Source organism: Polaribacter sp. Hel1_33_96 (assembly GCF_002846595.1).
GTDB lineage: Bacteria > Bacteroidota > Bacteroidia > Flavobacteriales > Flavobacteriaceae > Polaribacter.
Genome location: NZ_PJMV01000001.1, coordinates 1564799 through 1591393, shown reverse-complemented (window position 1 = coordinate 1591393; position 26595 = coordinate 1564799). Strand labels below are relative to the sequence as shown.

The 26595-nt window shown below is 32.6% G+C and carries 12 protein-coding genes; 2 read left to right on the top strand and 10 right to left on the bottom strand.

Annotated features, from left to right (window positions below):
- Positions 1-136 precede the first annotated feature (136 nt).
- Positions 137-3841 carry a phosphoribosylformylglycinamidine synthase gene (purL, locus tag ATE90_RS07040; protein ID WP_036785793.1) on the bottom strand — a complete coding sequence of 1235 codons (3705 nt, stop codon included), beginning with the start codon at positions 3839-3841 and terminating at the stop codon, positions 137-139.
- A gap of 195 nt (positions 3842-4036) precedes the next feature.
- On the opposite strand from purL, the gene ATE90_RS07035 reads away from it, so the two are divergent.
- A complete protein-coding gene (locus ATE90_RS07035) occupies positions 4037-5434 on the top strand; it encodes a cytochrome c peroxidase (RefSeq protein ID WP_052107538.1) in 1398 nt (465 codons plus the stop codon).
- Between the two features lie 84 nt (positions 5435-5518).
- Here the strand turns inward: ATE90_RS07035 and ATE90_RS07030 are convergent, their stop codons facing one another.
- The 3 genes from ATE90_RS07030 to ATE90_RS07020 all read right to left on the bottom strand — a co-directional run bounded on the left by ATE90_RS07030 (position 5519) and on the right by ATE90_RS07020 (position 11081).
- Entirely contained in the window at positions 5519-7597 is a 2079-nt protein-coding gene (locus ATE90_RS07030) for an endonuclease (RefSeq protein ID WP_101451126.1), read from the bottom strand.
- A 3-nt stretch (positions 7598-7600) separates the two neighbouring features.
- Positions 7601-9787, bottom strand: a complete 2187-nt coding sequence (locus tag ATE90_RS07025) for an endonuclease (protein ID WP_052107540.1) — start codon at positions 9785-9787, stop codon at positions 7601-7603.
- 82 nt (positions 9788-9869) lie between these two features.
- Positions 9870-11081 carry an RsmB/NOP family class I SAM-dependent RNA methyltransferase gene (locus ATE90_RS07020; RefSeq protein WP_036785796.1) on the bottom strand — a complete coding sequence of 404 codons (1212 nt, stop codon included), beginning with the start codon at positions 11079-11081 and terminating at the stop codon, positions 9870-9872.
- Positions 11082-11157: 76 nt separating this feature from the next.
- Between ATE90_RS07020 and recG the strand changes: the two genes are divergently transcribed.
- Positions 11158-13254, top strand: a complete 2097-nt coding sequence (gene recG, locus ATE90_RS07015) for an ATP-dependent DNA helicase RecG (RefSeq protein WP_036785799.1) — start codon at positions 11158-11160, stop codon at positions 13252-13254.
- A 185-nt stretch (positions 13255-13439) separates the two neighbouring features.
- Here the strand turns inward: recG and ATE90_RS07010 are convergent, their stop codons facing one another.
- The 6 genes from ATE90_RS07010 to ATE90_RS06985 all read right to left on the bottom strand — a co-directional run bounded on the left by ATE90_RS07010 (position 13440) and on the right by ATE90_RS06985 (position 25933).
- Positions 13440-14204, bottom strand: coding sequence for a CDP-alcohol phosphatidyltransferase family protein (locus ATE90_RS07010; protein ID WP_036785802.1), 765 nt, complete (start codon positions 14202-14204; stop codon positions 13440-13442).
- Between the two features lie 459 nt (positions 14205-14663).
- Positions 14664-16940 carry an LruC domain-containing protein gene (locus ATE90_RS07005; protein ID WP_036785804.1) on the bottom strand — a complete coding sequence of 759 codons (2277 nt, stop codon included), beginning with the start codon at positions 16938-16940 and terminating at the stop codon, positions 14664-14666.
- Positions 16941-17681: 741 nt separating this feature from the next.
- On the bottom strand, positions 17682-20828 hold the full coding sequence (locus tag ATE90_RS07000) for a WD40/YVTN/BNR-like repeat-containing protein (RefSeq protein ID WP_036785807.1): 3147 nt from the start codon (positions 20826-20828) through the stop codon (positions 17682-17684).
- 116 nt (positions 20829-20944) lie between these two features.
- Positions 20945-24082, bottom strand: coding sequence for a glycosyl hydrolase (locus ATE90_RS06995; RefSeq protein ID WP_101451124.1), 3138 nt, complete (start codon positions 24080-24082; stop codon positions 20945-20947).
- Between the two features lie 414 nt (positions 24083-24496).
- On the bottom strand, positions 24497-24781 hold the full coding sequence (locus ATE90_RS06990) for a hypothetical protein (protein WP_036788158.1): 285 nt from the start codon (positions 24779-24781) through the stop codon (positions 24497-24499).
- A 285-nt stretch (positions 24782-25066) separates the two neighbouring features.
- Entirely contained in the window at positions 25067-25933 is an 867-nt protein-coding gene (locus ATE90_RS06985; protein WP_200879723.1) for a DUF1295 domain-containing protein, read from the bottom strand.
- Positions 25934-26595: the final 662 nt, after the last annotated feature.

Sequence of the window (26595 nt, the reverse complement as noted above, 5' to 3'; positions counted from 1 at the left end):
TAGTAAAAAATCGTAAATAATTAAAATTTAGGCAATATGCTTAGTAGTGCAGGTTTTACAAAATGCTTTGTCATTTTTTGAACATATTTATACCTATCATAATTTTTTAATCTTATTTTTATGAAAATAAGTTGATCTACTTTTTATTTTCTATCCATACTTTAGCATTCACAAAGGCCTCTAACCACGGAGAAACTTCATCTTTTCTTCCCATTGGGTAGTTTGCCCAATTCCATTGGAAAGTGGAACGTTCTATATGTGGCATGGTAACCAAATGACGACCTGTTTGATCGCATAGCATTGCCGTGTTAAAATCGGATCCATTGGGATTATTAGGATAGCCATCATAACCGTATTTTGCCACAATATTGTAATTCTCTTCAGCTTCCGGTAAGTTAAATTTTCCTTCTCCATGAGAAATCCAAACGCCTAATTCGGTGCCTGCTAAAGAAGAAAGCATCACAGAATCATTTTCTTGAATTTTTACAGAAGTAAATGAACTCTCGTGTTTCTGAGAATCATTATGAATTAGTTTTCCATGCACTTTATGTTTTGGATTAATTAGGTCTAATTCCATCCATAATTGTGCTCCGTTACAAATACCTATAGACAATGTATCTTCTCTTTTAAAGAAGTTTTTTAATGCTTTTTTTGCTTTAGGATTGTACAAAAATGCTCCAGCCCAACCTTTAGCAGAACCTAAAACATCTGAATTAGAAAAACCACCAACGGCGCCAATAAACTGGATGTCTTCTAACGTTTCACGACCAGAAATTAAATCTGTCATGTGTACATCTTTTACATCAAAACCAGCTAAATACATGGCGTTTGCCATTTCTCGTTCAGAATTTGAACCTTTTTCTCTTATGATTGCAGCTTTTGGTCTTGTGGTTTTTGAATTTATTTTTGGTAATTTTCCTTTAAAGTTCTTTGGAAAAACATATTGCAAAGGTTGTTTTTTATAATTATCAAAACGATCTTGTGCTAAGTTGTTAGCAGTTTGCTTTTGATCTAATAGGAAAGAAGTTTTATACCACACATCTCTCATTTCAGCAACATCAAAAGAGAAATTATCTTCATTATTTATAATGTTTACTTTCCCAGAGTTGTTTGAAGTACCAATATTGAAAAATTCAATGTTATTTTCTGATAAAATTCTTTCTACAGAGTCATCAGCTTGAAAAACAATTCCTGAATTTTCAGCAAATAAAACTTTAATAGTATCTTCTTCATTTAAAGAAGTAATATTGAAATTTGCTCCTAAATTTACATCAGCAAAACACATTTCTAATAAAGTTGTAATGAACCCACCAGAAGCAACATCATGTCCTGCTGTAATTTTATCAGCTTTAATTAATTCTTGAATTGTATTAAAAGTGTTTTTTACAAACGCAGTGTTTTTTACGTCAGGAGCTTCATTTCCAATCGTATTTAAAACTTGGTGGAAAGAACTTCCTCCTAATTTAAATTCATCTTGAGAGATATTGATATAATAGATATTTCCTCCATCAATTTTTAAAATAGGTTCCACAACTTTACTGATTTCATTACAGTTTCCTGCAGCAGAAATAATAACGGTTCCTGGAGCAATTACTTCATCATGAGCATATTTTTGTTTCATTGATAAAGAATCTTTTCCGGTAGGAACATTAATTCCTAAATCAATAGAAAATTCTGAAACAGCTTTTACTGCTTTGTATAAACGAGCATCTTCACCTTCATTTTTACAAGGCCACATCCAGTTAGCAGATAAAGAAATTGAATCTAAATTATCTTTTAAAGGTGCCCAAATAATATTGGTTAAAGATTCAGTAATTGCATTTCTACTTCCTGCTGCAGGATCAATTAATCCTGAAATAGGAGAATGGCCAATAGCTGTTGCAACTCCTTCTTTTCCATTATAATCCAGTGCCATAACACCAACATTGTTCAACGGAATTTGTAATGGACCCACACATTGTTGTTTGGCTACTTTACCACCAACACATCTATCCACTTTATTAGTTAACCAATCTTTACAAGCGACAGCTTCTAATTGTAAAACTTGTTTTAAATAGATTTGTAAATTTTTCGTTTTATAACGTGGATTTTTATATTTTCTTACAACAGTGTTATCTGTTAATATCGTTTTAGGAGAACTACCAAACATATCTTCTAGAGCTAAATCCATAGGTTTTTTTCCTGTAGATTTAGATTCAAAAGTAAAACGATCATCACCTGTAACTTCACCAACAGTGTATATTGGCGAACGCTCGCGCTCTGCGATTTTTTGTAAGGTATCTATATGTTTTTCAGCAATAACTAATCCCATCCTTTCTTGAGATTCGTTACCAATAATTTCTTTTGCTGATAAAGTAGGATCTCCAATAGGTAGTTTATCTAAATCGATTTTACCACCAGTATCTTCTACTAATTCTGATAAACAATTTAAATGGCCACCAGCACCATGATCATGAATAGAAACAATAAAATTCTCTTCACTTTCTACCATTCCACGAATTGCATTTGCAGCACGTTTTTGCATTTCTGGATTAGAACGTTGTACAGCATTTAATTCAATTCCTGAATCTAAAGCACCTGTATCTGCGGATGAAACTGCAGCGCCACCCATTCCAATTCTGTAGTTTTCACCACCAAGAATTACAATTTTATCACCTTCTTTTGGCGTGTCTTTTAAGGCTTGTTCTGCTTTTCCATAACCAATTCCACCAGCTTGCATAATAACTTTATCATACCCTAGTTTTCTAGGTTTAGATTCACTTGACGAGGAGTTTTCTTCGTGCTCAAAAGTTAATACAGAACCCGTAATTAATGGTTGTCCAAATTTGTTTCCAAAATCTGAAGCACCATTAGAGGCTTTTATTAAAATATCCATTGGAGTTTGGTATAACCAATCTCTTGCTTCAAATTTATTTTCCCAATATCTTGTATTCTTAACGGCATCTATAGAGGCTTCTAAACGAGAGTAAGAAGTCATGTAAACTGCTGTTCCTGCTAAAGGTAAAGAACCTTTTCCTCCTGCAAGTCTATCTCTAATTTCTCCGCCAGAACCAGTTGCAGCTCCGTTAAAAGGCTCAACAGTGGTTGGGAAATTATGTGTTTCTGCTTTTATAGAAATTACAGAGTTAAAGTCTTCTGTTTGATAAAAATCAGGCTTTTCGGCTGATTTAGGTGCAAACTGTACAACTTTAGGGCCTTTGATAAAAGCGACATTATCTTTATATGCAGAAACAATATCGTTTGGAAATTGTTTAGACGTTTCTTTAATCATTTTAAATAGGGAAGTGGGTTGCTCTTCTCCATCTATCACAAAAGTTCCGTTAAATATTTTATGTCGACAGTGTTCTGAATTTACCTGGCTAAATCCAAATACTTCAGAGTCTGTTAATTTCCTTCCTATTTTTTTAGCAACACTCTCAAGGTAACCAACTTCTTCATCACTTAAAGACAAACCTTCCTGATTATTATATGCAGCGATGTCATCAATAGCCAAAATAGCTTCTGGCTGAATATCGATTGTAAATGATTCTTGATGTAAACCATCGAATTTCTCGGAGATCATTGGATCAAAATCAGTAAAATTTTCAGTAGAGGTAACAAATTCTTCAATTCGGATAATATCTTTGATACCCATATTTTGAGTAATTTCAACTGCATTTGTGCTCCAAGGAGTAATCATAGCCGCTCTTGGCCCCACAAAAAAAGCATCAATTGATACTTCCTCTATTTTTGGTTGATTAGCAAATAACCATGTCAGTTTAGCAATTGTAACTTTCGTTAATTCTTTTGTTGTTTGAACAGCGAATACTTTACTGTTTTTATTTCCAAAGAAATGAATCATTATCGTGTGGTGTTTTCTTGTTGTTGTAAAACGCAAATTTACTTTTTTTCAGTAGTATTTAATCATAATATGTAACTGAAGTTTTAGAGTTATTTACTTCTTTATTAACAAAAAACCTTAAATTGATATTTTATAGTACAAGTTTTCTTAATTTTAAGCATAAAAAAATACAATGAATCAGTCAAAACTATAAAAATGAATAAAAAACTACCGAATTTCGTTGCACTTTTAGGTATCACACTCCTTTTTATTAGTGCAACAATTGATTTAGATAATTTATTCAATTATGCTAATCAATCTAAACCTAATTATATTAATAAAGACAATACTGCTGATGGAAATCAAATAGATGATAAAATTGCAACTTTAGGGAGAGTGTTGTTTTATGATAAAAAATTATCTGCAAATAATACGATTGCATGCGCAAGTTGCCATAAACAAGAAAAAGCGTTTGGTGATGATGCCACTCAGAGTGTTGGTTTAAACGGTAGTTTAACAGGAAGACACTCCATGAGATTAATTAATTCGAGATTTTCTGATGAGAATAAGTTTTTTTGGGATGAAAGAGCTGCCAGTTTAGAAGATCAGACTACAAAACCAATTCAAGATCATGTAGAAATGGGTTTTAGCGGCACTGAAGGAGATCCTGATTTTAATGATTTGATTACAAAACTATCGGCCGTTGATTATTATCAAGAATTATTCAAATTTGCTTTTGGTGATGAAACAATTACAGAGCGTAAAATGCAATTAGCTTTAGCGCAATTTATAAGGAGTATTCAGTCTTTTGATTCTAAGTTTGATGTGGGTTTAGTTCAAGTAAATAATCCAAATAATGATTTCCCTAATTTCACGGCTCAAGAAAATTTAGGAAAACGATTGTTTAGAGATCCACCAAACATGAATGGAGCAGGTTGTGCAGGGTGTCATAGAGGCAATGAGTTTGATATAGATCCTAATTCAGGAAATAATGGGATTATTGGTGTTGCAGGAAGCACAACAGAAATAGATTTAACTAATTTACGAGCGCCAACTTTAAGAGATTTGGTAAATCCTGATGGAAATTTAAACGGTCCTTTAATGCATGACGGAAGTATAAAAACATTATTAGACGTAATTAATCATTATGATGCAATACCTAATAATACTGCAAATACAAATCTTGATAATAGGTTAAGACCTCGAGGAACTCCACAAATGTTGAATTTAACGAATGATGAAAAAGAAGCTGTAGTAGCTTTCTTAAAAACATTAACGGGTACTGATGTTTATACAAATGAAAAATGGTCTAATCCTTTTGATGAAAATGGGAGTATAGTATTAACAGGTAGCGTTTTATCTACAAATGAAGAAGTGTTTGGTCAGAAAGTAAATATCTATCCAAATCCTGTTGAAAACAGGTTGTTTATTGAAATTGCTAAAGGTTCTTATGTAAGTACTGTTTATGATGTTCAAGGTAAAAAAGTGTACACAAAAAATATAAAAGATACTTCAGAACTTGATTTCAGTGCTTTAAATAAAGGTATTTATATGTTAAAAATTACAGATATAATTACTCATAAAAGTTTTGTGAAAAGGCTCATTAAAAAGTAACACTTTCATCTATACATATAATTTAAAACTAAAAAAGACGCCTAAAATTTACGCGTCTTTTTTAGTTTGATTAAAAATTAAGATTTAATTTTTAATCAATTTTTTAGTCAATGATATGTTATCGACCGTCATTTTTACTATGTATATGCCTTTCGATAAGTTTGAGATATCTATGTTGTTTTTTTGTGCTGTTATTTCTATAGATTTTACCATTTTACCTAATACATTGTAGATATTAACGTCTGTATTATTTGTTGTTTTAATGTAAATTGTATTTCCGTTTGCAGGATTTGGATAGATTTTAATGTCCGATAATAAATTATCAGCTACGCTGGCAGTAGATCCATTATGAGAACCAATATCATCAACAGTGTTTTGATCAAAAGCTATCCATTCACCTTGTTCGCTATAAACAATGTTTGGCCCTGTAATGTCATTGCTTCTTCTTAAAGTTATATTTGCAGCAAAGTTATCTGTACCATCTAAATCGCCAATAATATCTACTAAAACACCATCTTTAAATAACCCAACTCTGTCATCACCATTAAAAGTCATAGGTGTTGTATTGGCAATTCCTAAATCAGCTTCATCTATTAATTTTTGAATGTTTGCATCACTGTTAATAATTACATACACATCATTAGGTGCAATTGAACCTGTTAAATTTAATGCTGTTTCCCAATTACCTCCTGATTGTCTTGCAACTGAATATGGAGTTAAATCTGCTGTATTACCAGTTATGTTTGCAATTTCAATAGCTTTATTAAAGCTATTACCTTCAACGTATTCTGAGAAAAATAAATCAACTGCATTATTACTACCATCAGTAGTTGTAGCTGTAACTGCTGTAGATTGAGCGGATAAATTATTTGCTTGATCTTTTGCTAAAACACGAACACTATAAGATGTAGAAGCTGTTAAACTTGAAACATTATAGTTTGTATTTGCAGCAGAACCATGAAGAGAACCATCTATATAAACATCATAACTTGAAACACTAACATTATCTGTTGATGCAGACCAGCTTACCTTAAAACTTGTACCAGTTTCATTTGATATAATAACGTTTGTTGGAACAGTTGGTGCAGAAGCATCTGTTAAAGTTGTGCCGTTTGCAGCCGCAGATTGGGCAGATTTATTACCGACTAAATCTTTTGCTAAAACGGTAATACTATAAGTTGTACTAGAGTTTAAGTTTGATAAAGAAAAATTAGTGTTCGCAGTATTTCCACTTAAATTTCCATCTACATAAACATCATAACTAGTAACAGCTATATTATCTGTAGACGCTGTCCAAGAAATATCAAAAGAATTAAAGTTAATATTATTTATAGAAACATTTGCAGGTACAGTAGGTGCTTCATTATCTGTAGATGTATAAATTCCCCAAGAATCTATAGCGGCGTCACCTCCCCAAATTCTGGTTGCCAAATAGGCATTGTCTATAAATGGATTTCTGTTTCCTTGTGCATAGGTTTGATTAGAATCATGATAAGTATTTCTTTGTCTTTCAAAATCTGAAACAGGATCTTCTGCGTTCCATTTTAAGAAAAGATCAATCATAGCATCTGGAGTAGCATTAGAGCTTCCAACACCAACCACAGAGGGCAAACATTGATTGCCATAACGTATGTACATATACATCATCATCCTAGCAATATCTCCTTTCCATTCATCCCCGGGGAACCAACCACCTGAGACACTACCTGAGTTACCAGAACCATCTACAAATTTTAAATTACCACGATTGCCATTATAACCTACATCACTTGGTCGCAAATGATGAGCATCTGCTCCAGGACCAGTACTCCCTAAATTTGGATTTCCTAAAGATTTTGGATAGGTGTGTTCTCTATTCCAATCTCCTGTATTGCCACCATTCGAGTTTATATTTCTTGACCTAGCGGCTGTGCCAGATGCAGCGTATCCATAAACTAATAAAACTTCAGAATTATTTGTAGGATTTAAATCCGTAACTTTTAAAGCTTCCCAAACACCAGGCGTATAGCTTAATAAATTTGTATGTTCATTTATTGTTTTTGTTGCTAATTTATCTTTTAGACTTAATCCTTCCGCAGATAAATCTACATCATTATAATAAACTTCTTGAGCATTACTAAGTGAACTTAAAAATAATGATATTAAAAGTAGTATTTTTTTCATAGTTTAATTTTTTACTAATTTTTTAATTTCAGATTTTTTATCCGAATCTATTTTTACTAAATAAATTCCTTTTGATAATTTAGAAAGGTTAATAACATTTTTATTTTTTGTACTTTCTAAAGTGAATACTAATTTTCCTAAAATATTATATATGTTAATTGTTGTAGCTTCTGTTATTCGAAAATATACTTGATCTCCATTTGTTGGATTTGGAAACATTTTAAAAGATTCAAAAGCACTATTTTTTGTGCTTAAAGCAGAGGAATGACTCCCAATACCATCAAAACTGTTTGCGCCTAAAATATCCCATTCAGCAGTATCAAATCTCGTATTTGGTTCAGTAATCGATGCTTTTCTTCTATACGTTTTATCTTTGATATGATCGCTAGAATTATCTTCTTCACCAATGATATCAATTAAGACTCCGTTTTTGAAAAAACCGATTGGGTCATTACCATTAAAATTTAAAGGAGATCCAAACCCATAGGGAGAAGTATCAACATTTGGAGGGCCTGCTAAATCAGATTCCGCAACTAGAGTAGGGTCAGACACATCAATATGAGTAATAACAAATACTTCACCAGGTATAATATTTACGTCTCCTAAATTATAATCATCAACCCAAGAGCCTCCATTAGACTGTTTTTGAATAGAATACTCTGATAAATTTATAGTAGAACCTGTAAGGTTTACAATTTCAATCGCTTTGTTATTTCCTGAACTCGGTTCTACATATTCAGAAATAAACAACTCGGTAACACCAGTAGAATTGCCTGCAGTAGTTGTCGCGTTTACCGCAGCACTTTTGGAAGATTTATTATTATCGATGTCTTTAGCTAGTATTTCTACGCTATATGTGGTAGAGGTAGAAAGGCCAAATACAGTATAAGAGAGCGCTGTTGTTGTTGCATTCAAATTTCCATCGACAAAGATTTCATAACCACTTACAGCACTGTTGTCTGTTGATGCTGACCAAGAAACTTTAAATGAAGAATCTGTACTATTGCTTACAACCACATCCCCAGGTATTGTTGGTGCTTCTGAATCTTGCAAGGTTGTACCGTTTTTAGCCACACTTGCATTAGACATATTATTGATTAAATCTTTGGCAACAATAGTAAAGCTATAGGTCGTATTTGTATTTAAATCACCAATGGTGATATTTGTACTGGTAGTTTGAGCTTCTAAAACACCATCTACATATACATTATAGCCAGTTACTCCAATATTATCTGTAGAAGCCGACCAAGAAACATTTATAGAGTTTAAACTGATGTTATTCAATGTAACATTAGCTGGAATAGTAGGTGCTTGTGTATCGCTATTTTTATAAATTCCCCAAGTATCTTCTGCCGAATTTCCTCCCCAAATTCTGGTCGCTAAATACGGGTTGTCTATAAAAGGGTTTCTATTTCCTTGTGCTGCATAATTTGAAGTGTTTTCATGATAGCTGTTTCTAGTTTTTTCAACATCCGAAACAGGATCTTCTACATTCCATTGCAAGAATAAATCAATCATCTCGTCCTGGGTAAATTCTTTGCTCCCAACACCAACTGCAGTAGGTAAGCATACAGAACCATAACGCATGTACATATACATAATCATTCTTGCTGCATCACCTTTCCAATCATCTCCCGGATACCAAGCAGCAGTATTTGGGCCGTCTAAACCTTCATGAAAATCTAAAGTTGAATAATTAGAAGTACCAGTACCTCTTCCGTATTTTCTGTTATTTCTAGCTGAATTTCTAGTTCTGTCTGCAGCTCTCAAGTGATGAGCATCTGTAGACGGACCAGGTATATCGGTATCTAATTTTGGATTGGCTAAAGATTTAGGAAAAACATGCTCTCTATTCCAAACATATGTATCTCCGTCTCCAATATCTTGTAATCTGTTATCTCTAGAAATATCATTTGAAATGTCTTGATCAGAACCATTTTCCCAACCATAAAATAAAATTACATCCCCCGAAAGAGCCACATAATCATCGGTTACCTTAGTTGCATCCCAAACATCTGGACCACTACTTGTATATTCTAAGACTCTTGTATGCGTTGCTATTATTTTAGCAGCTAATGCATCTTTAAGTTGCGTTCCGTATAATGTTAAATCTACATCATTATAATATGTCTCTTGAGAGAAAGAGACCGAGTATGAAGCAATAAAAATTAAGATAAGTAGTTTTTTCATCATGTATATTAAAATTAAATTAAAAAATAGATACTCTCTTTTTCTGCAATTGAAACTTTAAATCAGCAATAAAGATAAAGTTTTATTTTCGTTCTAAAAGGGCCATATAAAAACCATCGAATCCAGAAATATGCGCCAATACTTTTTTATCTGACACAAAAGTAAACTCTTTTCCGGCTTCCGATGTTAAGAAAGTTTTAACTTGATTTTGATTTTCTGATGGTAAAATAGAACAAGTTGCGTACACCAATTTTCCACCTGGTTTTACCATCTTAGAATAACTCTGTAATATTTCTTGTTGTATTTTTTTAATATTGTCTATAAATTCAGGTTGTAATTTCCATTTAGAATCTGGATTTCTACGAATAACGCCTAAACCAGAGCAAGGAGCATCAATTAAAACTCTGTCTGCCTTGCCATGTAACTTTTTAATCGGCTTTGTAGAATCGATAACACGCATATCAATATTATGTGCTTTGTTTCTTTTCGCTCTCACTTTAAGTTTACGGAGTTTACTCTCGTAAATATCCATGGCAATAATTTGCCCTTTATTTTCCATCAAAGCGGATAAATGCAATGTTTTACCTCCTGCACCTGCACACGTATCTATTACTTTCATGCCCGGCTTTACATCTAAATAAGCAGCAACTAATTGTGAAGAAGCATCTTGTACTTCAAAAAAGCCATTATGAAAAGCCTCTGTTTTAAACACATTGGCTCTTTCTGGTAATATTAATGCGTCTGGATGCTGCGGAACAAATTCGGTAATTACGTTTTCTGCATGTAACTTTTTTTGAAGAATTTCTCGAGAAACATTTAGTGTATTTGTTCTTAAAATCACTTTAGCTTGCTGATTTAAAGCAGCAATTTCTTTCGTCCAAAGATCTTCTCCTAGTTCAGAGACACACAATTCATCCATCCAATCAGGAATAGATTCTCTATATTTCCTTGTTTTAGACAACTCTGCAAAACGACCTTTGATTCTTCTCGTGGGCACATCACCAACTTGATTCCAATCCGGTAATGCGATGCCTCTTAAGATACACCATACAGAAAACAGTCTCCAGATATTATCTCTATCATAAGGTGCCTTTACTTCGGCAATTTCTGCATACAATCTATTCCATCGTACAATATCGTAAATTGTTTCTGCAACAAACTTACGATCTCTTGCACCCCAACGTTTATCTCGTTTTAGTGCTTTTTCAACAGCTTTATCTGCATAAACGCCTTCGTTAAATATATCTCTAATGCTGTCTATAACTGCAAAAGTTAAATTTCTGTGTAATCTCATTTTTAAATTATAATAGTGGGCAAAGATACGTCAAATAAAAGGTATTTTGTATTTTCGTTATTCATATCTTTTTAAATTGAATTTAAACTATCCAATTACATATATAAAAGGAATTAGTGTACAAAGAGCAACGCTTTTGTATACGGAGTTGGGTATAAAAACATGTAATGATTTACTAAACTTTTTTCCTTTTAGGTATATTGATAAAACTGCTTTTTATGAGATAAATGAGTTGCAACCAAATTCTTCTGAAGTTCAAATTGTTGGAAAAATAACGCATGTAAAATCTGTGGCTCAAAAAAGAGGAAGTCGTCTTGTAGCCTCTTTTCAAGATGCCACCGGAACTATTGAGTTGGTTTGGTTTAGGGGACAGAAATGGATTAAAGATTCACTTAAAATAAATGAGCCATATGTGGTTTATGGCAAGTTGAATCATTATAATGGCAGTTTTAGTATGCCGCATCCTGAAATAGAATTGGTGACAGAATACAAAAAAAAGTTGCAAACTAAAATGCAACCCGTATATCCATCAACAGAAAAATTGACAAATTCTGGTGTTTCTAATAAATTAGTTAGAACATATATTCAGAATTTACTGCAACAGTTTTATGATAAAATAGAAGAAACTTTATCAAATGAAATTATTGATGATTTTAAAATGATTTCGAAACGTGATGCTTTGTTAAATGCACATTTCCCTAAAAGCCAAGAAAATTTAGCCAAGGCACAAAACAGATTAAAATTTGAAGAATTATTTTTTATTCAGTTGCAATTATTAAGAAAGAAACTCATCAATAAAACAAAGATTAAAGGATTTGTTTTTGAAAATGTGGGAGAGTCTTTTAATTCATTTTACGGTAATCATTTGCCGTTCGACTTAACGAATGCTCAGAAAAGAGTGTTAAAAGAAATTAGAAAAGATGTTGCCTCTGGTGCACACATGAATCGCCTTTTACAAGGTGATGTTGGCTCTGGGAAAACAATCGTGGCTTTATTATCAATGCTTTTAGCAATTGATAATGGTTTTCAAGCAACCATTATGGCACCAACAGAAATTTTAGCAACACAGCATTTTCATGCAATTTCTGAGATGTTAAAAGACATGAATCTAAAAGTAGATCTGTTAACTGGTTCTGTAAAAATAAAAAAGCGAAGAGAAATTCATAAAAATTTAGAAGATGGCACGCTTCATATTTTGATAGGAACGCATGCTTTGTTAGAAGACAAAGTGAAATTTAAAAATCTTGGAATTGCAATTATCGATGAGCAGCACAGATTCGGAGTTGCTCAAAGATCAAAGTTATGGAAAAAGAACACCACTGTTCCTCATATTTTAGTCATGACAGCTACCCCAATTCCCAGAACTTTGGCAATGTCTGTGTATGGCGATTTAGATATTTCAGTGATAGATGAATTACCTCCGGGTAGAAAAGAAGTAAAAACGGTGCACAGGTTTGATAGCAATCGTTTGTCGGTTTTTAAATTTATGAGAGATGAAATTGAAAAAGGAAGACAAGTGTATGTTGTGTATCCTTTAATTCAGGAATCTGAAACGATGGATTATAAAGATTTAATGGATGGTTATGAAAGTATTTCTCGCGAATTTCCGACTCCTAAATATCAAATAAGTATTGTTCACGGAAAAATGAAACCCGCTGATAAAGAGTTCGAAATGCAGCGCTTTGTGAAAGGAGAAACTCAAATTATGGTGGCAACAACAGTCATTGAGGTTGGCGTAAACGTGCCGAATGCAAGTGTAATGGTTATTGAGAGTTCAGAACGATTTGGGCTTTCGCAATTGCATCAATTAAGAGGAAGAGTTGGGCGAGGAGCAGACCAAAGCTATTGTATTTTATTATCGAGCTTTAAATTATCTGCAGAAGGAAAAACTCGTTTAAAAACAATGGTGGATACGACAGATGGATTTAAAATAGCAGAAGTAGATTTAAAATTACGTGGCCCAGGAAACTTAATGGGAACACAACAAAGTGGCGTTTTAAATCTGAAAATTGCAGATGTGGTAAAGGATACAAAAATTTTAGTAGCAGCAAGAAATACGGCAATTAATGTTTTGCAAGAAGATTCTAATTTATCAAACCCAGAAAATATAAACATTAAAAAAGCTTACTTAGAACTCTCTAAGACGTCTAAAATTTGGAGTAATATTAGTTAGAAATGTAAAATTATCCAATGAGTTTAGTTTTTAAAAGAAAGTAGCTTTACAAGTAGTTATTGTTTTGGATACAGTTGCATGAACTGTTTTTTCATTTAAATGCAGAAGTTTTGGAAAAAAAAAATAAAAACTTTTGAAGTATTGCCTTACATTCTTGAAGAACACACCAAAGCTATTGTTTTTGTCTAAAAGAAAAACTTTCTGATACCAATAAAAACAAAAATCATAATTGTATAAATTAAGAAGAAAGGTAGAATAAATACTTTTAATCCTGCCACGAGCATAGTCGCGATAATCAATAATTGAAACCCTAAACCAAATGTTGAAATAGCCGTCATTAGCCAATTTGGGAATATTTCACCTTTATCTGCAGTACGATCTAAAGTATAAATAGTTTTATCAAAAACACCATAAAATAGTTTATATAAACGAAAAAGAATATCTACGTGCTTCTGCTTTTCGCCTTCTAAAGCTATTGGTGTTTCGTTCTCGAATACACGACTAGTAGTATCACCGTCAAACTTATTTCTTAAAATAACATAGTAGTAATTGTAAAGGGTTCCTTGCAACTGCAAACCGATGAAGGCCGCAAGGCATATCCAGATGGAACTGCTAGTAATATACCAAATAGCAATAAAAAATAAAGCATTTAAGATAATATCTGCAACAGAGTCTAAATAACGACCTGTATATGAGGGTGTTTTTTTTATGCGAGCTAATTCACCATCTGCGGCATCTAAAATAGACTTAAAGATGAGAAAAAAGGCAGCTAGCCAATAATGACCTTGAATAATACAATAAATAGCAATTAAACCAGATATAATAAAGCTAATAGTTACATGAATAGGAGTGAAAGATGTATTCCTTAAGGAGTTTGCGATAACTTTAGCGATTGGTCTTCCATAATCAGAAAGATCAATAAATTTATGCTCTTTTGGTAATTTGGACATTTAATATCATAAAAACTGTATTGTGGAATATACCAATTTAAAGTTACACAAATATACAGCTAAATTATATCTTACAACTTTGTTTTAACGGTAACTAAATTAATAATGTTTCTAATAAAATGTTTATTTCAATATTCGAAAGTATATTCTGAATTCAATGCATTAATATTTAGTCATTTGTCTTGATCGGGTTGTAAAACTAGGAATAAAATTTTCTAATTATTACAAAAGGTAATTTACAATATCCGTCTGAATTTTTGTAAAACTAAGTTTATCTAAATTTATTTTAATGGTCTCATTATTTTTAAAGGTTTGTTTTTAGTAGATTTTTTTTTAAAGAAATTGACTAATTAAATCTTTCGAAATTATTTTTAATTCCATCATTTAATTAAAAAAAACACTCAATGCTATGTAATTACATAATATTGAGTGTTTTGTGAACTGAATTATTTTAATTAGTTATTCAATAATTTTGGATGAAACCCTATTCCCATTGATATCTGAATACCAATCTAAACTAGGATCTGAAGTTACAAAATCATCAAAATTTGGGAATGCTTCTAAAATTGAAATACCTTCTTTTGGCCAAGGCATATCGATAGGTAGATCGTTTAACACCCAAGGAAATCCATTAGAATTTACAAAAAGGTTATTAATATCTGAAGATCTATCATCACATCTTAAAAAATTACTATCATCATTAAACTTTGAAGGTGAGTTTAAAGCAGAATAATTGCTATGCAAAGAGTTAAATAAAGGATGAACTTCTTGACCTGGTTCTCCATTTTTACGCATAAACTCGTCGTAAGCTCCATCTATATTCGTTACTGTTCCTGAGATTACCGGAATATCTGAGTAATCTATTCTAACCGTATTAATTAGGCCACCTGAGTTGCTGGTATATATACTTTTTATATTATTAAAAACAAATAAAGTGGTATTATTCTCACTATCATGCAGTCTCTCTATTTCACTGCTAGAATATTTGTCAGAACTATCTAAACTTAAAGTGGCATTATTATCTTGATCTATCACTCGTAAAACAAAGCTGTTATTGAAAGCGGCTCCTATTGCTGGAAATTTATAGTCGAACTTAATTTCAGTTATAAATGTATTTTGTCCATTATTACTAGAACCATTATTAATACCTTCTTGATAACTGTAATTATGCACTAGGTCATTTAAATCATAATCTCCCATACATGGGTATAAATCTTCGTATATCGTTGTATAAAAACTATTTTCTCCTTGAGGAAAATTATAAGAAGCTACATTAGGGTTGTTATCATCAACATCTACACCTGCTATAGATCCATCGTTATCATTATCAACTACATTATTATACCCAAGTGAACAAGCACTAGATGAAATAAAAGTGTCGCAAGTACTAATAACATCGCTATCACCAATACTGCTGTTATAGCTATTTGAACAAATATCTAATTCTCCTTTAAACTTTTTTTCCCACCCCGTAAAATTTATAGAACCAGTTTCTATTACAGAATAAGCCTTATCTCCTAATATGTTTCCAACAGCTGTTATACTTGCACATATAAATATTGAGCCTTCTTTAATTTTTACTTCGTCGCCATATATATTACTTGTAAAACTTCCAGTGATCGCTGTGTAAGAAGCCTTTTTAAATTCTACTTTTTTATTGTTTACAAAGTTACCGGAAATAGTAGTTTTACATTCATTTTTAAATTCACCAGCATTAACAGTAAAATTTCCTCCAACTGTAAGTGTAGACCCTTCTTTATTGTGTAATTTGTCTAAAACGGTAACATTTCCATTTACATTTAAAGTTCCACCATCAATATCAAAATGTCCCTGCATGTTTAAATCGCCTGAAACATCGCAAGTACCTCCATAAATATTTATTTCTTGAGTAAAGACACCAAGAGTTCCTACAATATTTGTAGCACCCCAGTTGTTAAATTCACTATTTTCATCGAAGACTGTATTTACTCCATTAAAAGTACCTTCGTTATATATAGTTGAATATATTCTTGAACTACCAGTAAGAGATAAACTTCCCCCACTAGCAACATATATAGTAAGTTTACCATTCCAATCAGATAACGAACTTGGTGTCCAAGAGCCTCCACTACATATATAGATGCTTGTATTCTTATTAACAGTGATTGCTTGCGTTGAATTATTTGTTATTTTAAAATTCCCATCGTCATTACCATTAAACTCACTGTAATCGCTGCAATTCCAGCTAGGAGGAGTGTTGGATGAAGATGAACTACTTGTTTTTGCAGAAGTTGAGCTTTTACTTTCGTCTGAATTATCTGTTATTTCATCCTCTATTTTAAAATTTTGTAATTCACTAGGGTTTAAAATCCATTCTCTAACTCCTATTGCTAAATCAGCCTTAACAGACAATAAACTTGTATGATTTGGCACTTTAATAATACTACTAATAGACTTTTCTCTACCAATAGAACCATCATACAATAATTTTTGTTCTTCATTCTCAAGTTTAAATATTTTTATTTTCACCAAATCTGCACGAGAATTTTCAGATAAAGATATGTTAGCAGTTTGTAATGAAATTGGCCTTAAATCATGTCCATCCGGAACTACTAAATTAGCAATGCCACCTGAGACATTTTCTGAAATTTCTTCTGAGATTTCTTCCGCTATTTCTTCAATGTCTTTTTGGAATTCTGAGATGCAACTCTGAAATAATGCAAATAGAAAAAGTAGTTTGATAAATTTGATTTTCATTTTTATAGATTTTAAAATAAGAATGTATTAATAATAATTATCATTAAAAATATGCATGAATCTTCAAAAAAATATTTTATTTGAACTGTTCAACCTTTTTGTGTCGTTCATTGGCTAGTTTGAATGGATTAACTGATTTCATCGACACTAGTTTTTGTATTATACTACTGGAATATAAATAGTTATATTTAAATGTTTAGGATTAAAAACACTGTAGGAATGGGGTTTGAAAGAGAGCTTACTAGAATTTAATAGTAAAATTACTAAAAGCAAAACTTACGTTAGTTTAAAGTAATCAAAGTGCTTTAAATTTTGATATTTTTTTTAAAAAAGAATAATGGTTATAAGCGGATTGATATAAATGTTAAATAATTTAGATCGTTTTTAAAGAAATCTAAAAAAAAACTTAATCTTAATAAGTTGGAATGTAATAAATTTTTGGACAAAAAGATCAGTAAGCTTTTTAGAGAATTATTCAAATCAATAACTATTATTGAATTAGTTTAAGAGTGAATATTCTTTTTTAAGTTTCAAATTTTATAGTTATACCATTTTATTCAAATTGAGATTTTTTTAAGGCAAAGATTTCACATAAACATTTAAAAAACAAGATTTTTTGAAACATCCCCATAATTTTTAATGCTAGTTTTAATAACTGCTGCGAAACATTTTATATTTAGATATTTAATTTTTTCCATGAGCCATAATTTATAAAAATGTTTAAACATTTAAATATAGCCTTTATTCTACATTTCTCATTATAAGCGCTGGGATGTCTAAAGACTTATAAAGTACATTATAAGCACTCATTTCAGTTGTTATAATGGCATCTCGTTCAGTTTTGTATACTTGCCAGTCTTGCATTAAATCTTTAAACCTTTCTTTAGCTCCTGTGGTAACTTTGGGGTTAGATTGATCTAGATAACTTTTAAGTTGAATAAGTTGCGCATTAAGTTTGTTATTAAAATTAATAACATCTTGAAACGTTTTTTGCTTTGCTTGTATTAGATTTTCTTCCCAGCTATTGATGCGCTTAGTCAAAGCCTCTCCTGTTTCTATCAATGAATCTGCATTCTTTTTGCCTTTTAAAAGCTTGGCATAGTTGGTAAGCTGTGTTTTAGCAGAGCGCATTTGGTTTACAGACTCATGCATTTGTTTGACGGTAGCTTCTATTGTAACTAATATTTTTTGTTGCTCTATAAAATCTTCAGGAGAAGAATCAACTCTAGGATTTGGAAGAATTGTTGCCACGGTTTCAGAAACATCGCTTCCTAATGTCATTCTTAAAGTATAATTTCCTGGAGCAACATTTGAGCCAGCTAAGCCACCAAAAATAAAAACCTGATGTATAGAAGGGAGCGGGTCTCTTCTAAAATCCCAAGTAAAACGATTGTATCCTTTTTTAGAAGGTAAAATTTGAGGTTTAGAAGGGCCGCCAGGCCATGATTTAAAATTAGAATCTTTCTTATTAGTATACGTTCTTATTACCTCAGAGTTCTGTAAAACCTCTAATGTTAGGAGCAAAGAATCTATATTTTTTTCTAGATAATAATCAAACGTAACACCACTTCTTGGGTTTTGTCCTTGACCAACAGCTTTAGAAGTGCCGCCAAAAATTCTATAGGTATCTTTGGGTTTTACAATTTCAATAGGTTTGTTGAGGCTACTTTTATTTTGCAACGCTCCTAAATCATCTAAAATCCAAAAGCCTCTTCCAGATGTTGCGGCCACTAAGTCGTTGTCTTGTATAATTAAATCGTTGATAGCAACTACTGGTAAGTTTAGTTTTAGTCGTTGCCAATGATCCCCATCATCATTAGACACATACAAACCTGTTTCTGTTCCTGCATACAACAAGCCGGGCTGTTTTTTATCTGCCCTTACCACCCTTGCAAATCCATTAGGATCGTCTAAACCATTCACAATTTTTGTCCAAGTTTGACCATAATCGGTTGTTTTAAAAATATGAGAGTTTAAGTCCATAGATTTGTATCTCATAATTACAACATAGGCAGTAGCTGGATCATGTTGGGAAACATCAATACTATTTATGATACCGTCTTTAATCCCTTCTGGTGTAATATTCTCCCAGCTTTCACCACCATTTTTTGTGATATGTAAAAGGCCATCATCACTACCGGCATAGAGCACTCCCTTTTCATGAGTTGATTCTACCAAGGCAGTAAGTGTATTATAATTTTCGCCACCAGCGGCTTCATTTGTATACGGGCCACCACCTGGGCCATGTTTGGTAATTTCATTTTTAGTTAAATCTGGACTTATTACTGACCAATTAATTCCCTGATCTATTGTTTTAAAAACCACATTTCCAGCATGATACACTGTAGCTCTATTATGAGGGGAGGTGATAATAGGAGCATTCCAATTATATCTATATTTTGAATCTTTAGGAGCAATACTTAAGCCTAATTCTGGATATTCTTTAATTGATTTTTGTTCTCTTGATTTTCTTGACCAAGTGCTAATATTTCCTTGATAAGTTCCTCCGTAAACTAACTCAGGAGCATCAGGGTCGAAAGCAATAAACGCACTTTCTCCACCAGCTACAGAATACCAATCTTTCCAATCTATTCCGGAATTATTGGTTCTGCTAGCAATACCAATAGCAGAATTATCTTGCTGTCCACCATAGACATTATAGGGCACTAAATTGTCTGTAATTACGCGATAAAATTGAGAGGTTGGTTGATTTTGTTGCGTACTCCAACTTTTACCTCCATTAAAAGAGATATTGGCACCTCCGTCATTTGAATTGATAAGGTTATTGTTGTCTGTTGGATTAATCCACAAATGATGATTATCACCATGCGGTACAGGAATATTAGAAAAACTTTGACCTCCATCTATAGATTTCATTACAGGAGCGTTTAAAACATATACAATATTTTCATTTTGAGGATCGGCAAAAATTTCCATATAATACCAAGAACGTGCAATATTTACACGATTACTATTTATTTGTTTCCATGTTTTTCCTGCGTCATCAGAGCGATATACACCTCCTTTTTCACCTTTTGCTTCTATCACTGAGAACACACGTTCAGGGTTTGCTCTAGAAACAGAAATTCCAGATTTACCAAAAGCTTTTGGCAATCCTTTTTTCATTTTATTCCATGTATCTCCTCCATCGATAGATTTAAACAATCCAGAATTTACACCACCAGATTCCATAATCCACGGGTATCTTTGATGCTGCCACATAGCAGCATATAAAATACGAGGATTGGTCATGTCCATAGACATAGAAGAAGCACCAGTATTGTTATTTACAGATAAGATATTTTTCCATGTTTTTCCCCCATTTGTAGTTTTGTAGATACCTCGTTCTTTTGAAGGCGCATACTGCGCTCCTTGAGCAGTAATATAAATGATATCAGAATTGGTTGGGTGAATTACAACATCAGAAATATGACGTGTTTTATCTAAGCCCAAATGCTTCCAAGTTTTTCCGGCATCCATAGATTTATATACGCCATCTCCCATTGAAGTCATAACACCTCTTGCCGCATGTTCTCCCATTCCAACAACAACAATATTAGGATCACTTTCTGAAACAGCTATAGCGCCAACAGAGCCCGTTTTAAAGAAACCATCTGAGATATTTTTCCATGTAATCCCATCATCAGTAGTTTTAAAAACTCCACCACCAGTAGCACCCATGTAATAGGTATGAGGTTTTCCTATGACTCCCGAAGAGGTAACGCTTCTACCTCCTCTAAAAGGTCCAATATTTCGCCATTTTAAGCCATGAAATAAGGAGTCTGTAATTGCTATAGCAGGTTCTGTTACTTTCTTTTTTCTTTTTTGAGATTGCAGGGTTAATGGAAAAAGAAGAAGACAAATAAGGAGCAGTTTGAGTGTTTTCATGAGATTAATTTTGGGTAATTATTGTATCAGTCTTTATATAACTAAGGTTTATAATCTATTAATTTGATATTATTTTTAATACTAGGTAATAAGTTGTTTCATATTTTTATCAACTTTTACTCTATGTTAAGAGCTCCAATGCCATGATCCCACAATAGACTATTATAAGCAGGAATAATAGTATTTATAAGTTCTTCTGAAGTGCTCTTAAGGATTTTCCATTGTTGGTCGAGCTCCACGCGTCTGTCCTTTGATCCTTGATTGACTATTGGCAAATCACTGTCATTTTGGTTGATGAGGAAGATGTATTCTGCTGTGAATTTATTTGGAAAATTTTCTACATCATCATAAGCTTTCGATTTACGTTGAACCATGTCTTCATCCCAAGATATAAGCTTCTTGAGTATTTTTTCACCTTTAGATATTACCATGCTATATTTCTTTTCTCTGGGTAAATCTTTCAAAATTATAGCGATTTTATGCTGCATTTTTTTTAATTTATGAACTCTGATGTGCATATCTGTGAGATTTGCCCCAGTTTTCATTTGGAAATCATGAGTTTCTTGATATGCTTCTTTAGTACTATTATATAATGGGTTTGGTAAAATATTAAATGATACTTTAGATGATTGATTGTCTTGTTTTATGGCAGCTGTATATGCATTCGGCATCGCTTTATGACCTCTAAAAGATCCTTCAATATAAGCAGTGGGCGCTCCAGGTAAATTATTATATCTCATATCCCAAACAAAACGATTAAGTCCAACTTTATTTGATAGTAAAGGCTCAGGTGAAGGGCCTCCTGGATATTTTATATAATTAGGATTTGGTTTCGAGCTAATAGTTCTGACCAAGTTCTCATCTTTATCTGTAATCACTAAAGTTAATTCTTGCTCTTTTGTGGCATTAGGTAAATAATAGTAAAATACAATTCCATTAGCAGGATTAACACCTTGGGAATCATCTGTACCTCGGAAACTATCTGAATTACTATTTAATTGACTTCTCCAGTTTCCGACAACAGCATTCTCTGGCTGAAGTAGCGCGAAAGCTTTATTAGTTCCTTTAAACTGGCGTATTAATCCTAAATCATCTAATATCCAAAAAGATCGACCCATGGTTGCAATGCTTAAGTCGTCATGGCTAACTTTTAAATCTGTGATTGGTGTAATGGGTAAATTTAATTGAAATGATTTCCATTGTTTTCCACCATTCCAAGATATGTACATACCTAATTCTGTACCAGCAAAAAGTAAGTCTTTTCGCTTAGTGTCTTCTCGAACAACCCTTGTATAGGCTCCTGTTGGAATACCAGAACTGATATTGGTCCATGATTTACCATAGTTTGTAGTTTTATAAATAGAAGGGGTATAGTCGTTAAATTTGAATCGTGTTGTCGCAATATAAGCTGTTGCCTTATCGTGAGGAGAGACTTCAATCGAATTAATTAAAGTCTCGGGAAGACTTTTTGGTGTCACAATCTTCCAAGTTGTTCCGCCATCTTTAGTTAATTGTAAAACACCATCATCAGTTGCAGCCCAAATAACTCCTTTTTCATGAGGTGACTCAACAACATACGCTAATGTGCCATAATTTTCGGCTCCTACGGCTTCGTTTGTATAAGGTCCGCCACCTTTTCCTTGTTTTTTCTTTTCATTGTTGGATAAATCAGGAGAAATTTCTTCCCAATTTAGACCCTTATCTCTCGTCTTTAATAATAGTTGTGCACCATGGTAGTATGTGTCTGTTTCATGCTGTGAACGGACGATTGGTGCATTCCAATTATATCTATATTTCATATCTTTCCCATCTCTGCCCAAATACTGTATGGGAGCAGCCATAATCTGAGTACTGGCTTTAGCTTTGGTATCTAAGATTTCAATGGTTCCCAAATAACTGCCTCCTAACACGTACCTCGGATTATCAGGGTCAAAAGCTAAAAAAGCACTTTCTCCTCCGGCGGATGGAGACCAATTATGCTCATCTATACCACCGCTGCCTAGTGCAAGGCTGCTAATTTTTACGGAAGAATTATCTTGTTGGCCGCCATAAAGATTGTAAGGAAACAAGTTGTCTGTATTGACTCTATAAAACTGTGCTGTTGCCATTCTGTTTTGGGGTGACCATGATTTTGCATAATTATACGATACAGCCGCGCCACCGTCATTCGCAATTATCATATTTTTACTGTTGTTTGGATTAATCCAAAGATCATGGTGATCTCCATGTGTCCCAGTTATTGTTTTCCAAGTTTTTCCGCCATCGATTGACCTTTGAGCACTGGCATTGAGTACATATATTTTTTCATCATCATTAGGGTCAATAAACAACTCTATATAGTACCATGCCCTTTGAATTAGACTATGATCTGAAGAAACTTTAGACCATTTAGCTCCTGCATTGTTAGAAACGAATAATCCACCCAACTCTTTGTCAGAGTCACTCTCAACTAAAGCATACACTTTTTCAGAATTTGAGCGGCTCACGGCGATGGCCATTTTACCTTTCTCTTTTGGCAAGCCTTTGTGAATTTTATTCCAAGTTTTTCCTCCGTCCGTAGTTTTGTAGAGACCACTTCCGACACCTCCACTTATCACTTTCCAAGGCAAGCGCTGATGTTCCCACATTGCAGCATACATTACTAAAGGATTGTTATAGTCCATTGATAATTCTGCACAACCTGTTAAATTATTTACATAAAGTACTTTACTCCAGTTGACGCCGCCATCTACTGATTTAAAAATACCACGATCTTCATTAGGGCCATATAATGCTCCTTGTGCTGCTACGAAAAGGATATTTGGGTTTTTTGGGTGTATTACTATTCTTGATATATGCTGAGTAGCTTTTAGTCCCACATTTTTCCATGTTTTACCGGCATCAGTAGATTTATAAACACCATCTCCATAAGAAGTCATTACGGCTCTGGGAGCATGCTCACCCATTCCCACATAAATTATGTTTGGATTACTTTCAGAAACTGCTATTGCCCCAACTGAACTAGTTTTAAAATAGCCATCTGAAATATTTTTCCAGAGCTGACCACCATCCTCAGTTTTCCAAAGCCCTCCGCCTGTATTCCCCATATAATATATCATGGGATTTCCAATTACACCAGATCCAGCTACAGATCTACCACCTCTAAAAGGACCAATATTTCTGTATTTGACAGATTTAAAAATAGAATCTATAGATTGTGCGAAGGTTGCCGAAGCTATCAAGAATATTAGAAAAGGAAGCGTAATTTTTTTCATGGTCTTAATTTTAGGTGAAGTCAGTTTTGATTTAAACAAAAGCCCTTTCAAACTTAATAAAAATTATCTAGCCTTTAATCCGAAAGAGTAATAATGTTTTACAACTTTTATTTATAAGGTTGGTAAGACTGTTAAGTTGTTTGTTGAATGCTTCATTTTACTAGTTTAATTATAAATTTCATGAAGTGTTAGCTAGCGTATTGTTTCTGTCTAGTTCAATCTAAATATTATGTACTCTATTATCTAATTTGGCGACACTATTTTAAATTAATGTTCAATTTCCCAATTCCCTTAAGGTCTATTTTATTGAAACACTTTAAGATTTGAAGTTGAAAAGAAGTTTCATGATATTTAAAATAAAACTTTACATAAGTGCTTTTAAAGCAATTGTAATTAGGTATTTATGTTTTTTATTTAATCGCCAGCAAAAGGAGTTTCAAATATGCCAACAGCTAGCTCAATCCAAATTAGTATTAAGATAATCAAAATAGCAGCTATGAGTCCCATTTTGAAATTAATGTTCGTTATTTTTCTCATTACAAATTCAGATATTAATCCCGCTGTCAATAAAAGGCTCCCTGCGATTATAAAATCCATTATTGTCCAGTTAACTTCGTCGGTAAATTGCATTGCTATTAATGGTATTAGCAATAAAGAAAATGAAATCAGCAAAATAAGGATCAATCTTATGTTTTTCATCATATTCAATTTTTTTATCGGTCTTATATTTTCACCATTGTATTTGTAAATGGCTGGTCTCAGGTTTAAAATTCTAATTTAATGAAAAGAACAAACCAAAAAAAACGTAAGATTTTCTCAGTAGACTTAAAAGAAGCAATAGACGATTTACTTTGCTACAGGCCGTCATTTTATAGTTTTGAATCTCTCAAATCATAAAATTAACAAAATTCTTTTCTTTTCCATTGGTTGATTGCATTTCTGTTTTTTGACGAGAACTTTTTTATTTTCCATATTTTATTCTCTTTATTTTCTATTGCGAAATCCAGGAAAAAACATATTTACTCTTTTTGTATAAGACTTGTAATTAGGTCTTTTTTGTAAAGAATAATACTCAGAAGGTATAGCTCCTGTAAGGTATACCAAGGTATTATACATCATTATAGAGACGAATAGCAAAGCAAGTCCCAGTAGAACCCAAATTATTAATGATTCTGAAGATTGCAATGCTAACCAAGACGGTATGGAAATAATTATTAAGGAATTCCAAATCGTCCACTCCGCAAAGTAGTTAGGGTGTCTGGTGTATTTCCATAAGCCTATTTCACAAACTTTATTCTGTAGCTTTTCAGTTTTCATTCGTCTAAGAAATCCTAACTTTTGTTTATCTGCGATGGATTCAAGGATAAATGAAGCTACCCACAATAATAAACCGACTACCTCAAAAACGGATATATTTGGATTAGGGTTAGAAGCAATAATAAAGGCAGGTAAGGCTAAATAGGAAACGTTTGCCAAACCTTGAACTAAAGCATCTATTTGCATAGCTGCTTGAATATTTGTTTTTCCTTTTCTTTCCCATCTTATTCGCTGATATCTGTATCTCGGTAATTCTTTCTGAATATATCCTTTTAACCAAAACTGAATAGCTCCAATACCCATACGAAGTCCCATGAGAATATATAAAGCACCAATACCCCAAACCCGCCACGAGTAACCTTCACCCAAAAATAAGGTCACTAATCCAATACATACTAAGCCCCAAGGCCAGCCTATATCTACATAAGATAAAGTTTCCGTTTTCCAAATGGGATAGAGTACAATTGTTCCAAAAAGAACTAATTGAATACTGCCGCTGATTACTGATATTTCAGCGAAAGATGTTGTAAACATCAAAATAATACAACCGATAATATAGGGGTATAGTGGTTTTATATAATTCATCTAACTATTTTCAGAATTTTAAATATAAGTTATTATAGTAAGACAAAAAAATAGGATAACTTAAATCAAATATTGTTTATGAATTTACTCTTTCGTATGACTGGAAACTTTTAAGTACTTCTATTTTGTTTTTTATAGGAAAAGGTCTTGTGTATAATTTCATTCCGTGAATCAGCAACTAATTGAGAATACAATTACTACTTAGAGTATCTATTGCCAAAGTTTAAGAAAAAAAGGTTATTTTTTAGTTCAGTTCTTGGTTGTAGCTTTTCGTTATTTACTAACGATATTATTCAATTTTTATAAAATTTTGTATTATTCTATTTTCAATTTTAGCAAAGCTTATTATTTTACCTTTTTCTTCATAAAAATTTAATGACAAGGGAGTTTCCTTTATGAAAAATTTATTTTTTTTATAGGGAACTATTTCAGTTTTTCTGGTGCTCTTAATATAAATACGCTTATTTTCTATTATTATATTAAGCACACTACGACCCTCTAAATAATAAGTACCAGTATACTTTTTTAAAATATCTTGTGATAGCTTTATTTGTTTATAATCCTTTTGTGGTTTATTGCTTTTTGAAATAAATTATCAAACGATTTTTTTT

Bases quoted from the DNA above. Each gene is read 5' to 3' on its own strand.
- ATE90_RS07035 (WP_052107538.1), top strand. From the start codon at position 4,037: ATGAATAAAAAACTACCGAATTTCGTTGCACTTTTAGGTATCACACTC.
- ATE90_RS06985 (WP_200879723.1), bottom strand. From the start codon at position 25,933: ATGTTTACAACATCTTTCGCTGAAATATCAGTAATCAGCGGCAGTATT.
- ATE90_RS07000 (WP_036785807.1), bottom strand. From the start codon at position 20,828: ATGAAAACACTCAAACTGCTCCTTATTTGTCTTCTTCTTTTTCCATTA.
- purL (WP_036785793.1), bottom strand. From the start codon at position 3,841: ATGATTCATTTCTTTGGAAATAAAAACAGTAAAGTATTCGCTGTTCAA.
- ATE90_RS07030 (WP_101451126.1), bottom strand. From the start codon at position 7,597: ATGAAAAAAATACTACTTTTAATATCATTATTTTTAAGTTCACTTAGT.
- ATE90_RS06995 (WP_101451124.1), bottom strand. From the start codon at position 24,082: ATGAAAAAAATTACGCTTCCTTTTCTAATATTCTTGATAGCTTCGGCA.
- ATE90_RS06990 (WP_036788158.1), bottom strand. From the start codon at position 24,781: ATGAAAAACATAAGATTGATCCTTATTTTGCTGATTTCATTTTCTTTA.
- ATE90_RS07005 (WP_036785804.1), bottom strand. From the start codon at position 16,940: ATGAAAATCAAATTTATCAAACTACTTTTTCTATTTGCATTATTTCAG.
- ATE90_RS07020 (WP_036785796.1), bottom strand. From the start codon at position 11,081: ATGAGATTACACAGAAATTTAACTTTTGCAGTTATAGACAGCATTAGA.
- ATE90_RS07010 (WP_036785802.1), bottom strand. From the start codon at position 14,204: ATGTCCAAATTACCAAAAGAGCATAAATTTATTGATCTTTCTGATTAT.
- ATE90_RS07025 (WP_052107540.1), bottom strand. From the start codon at position 9,787: ATGAAAAAACTACTTATCTTAATTTTTATTGCTTCATACTCGGTCTCT.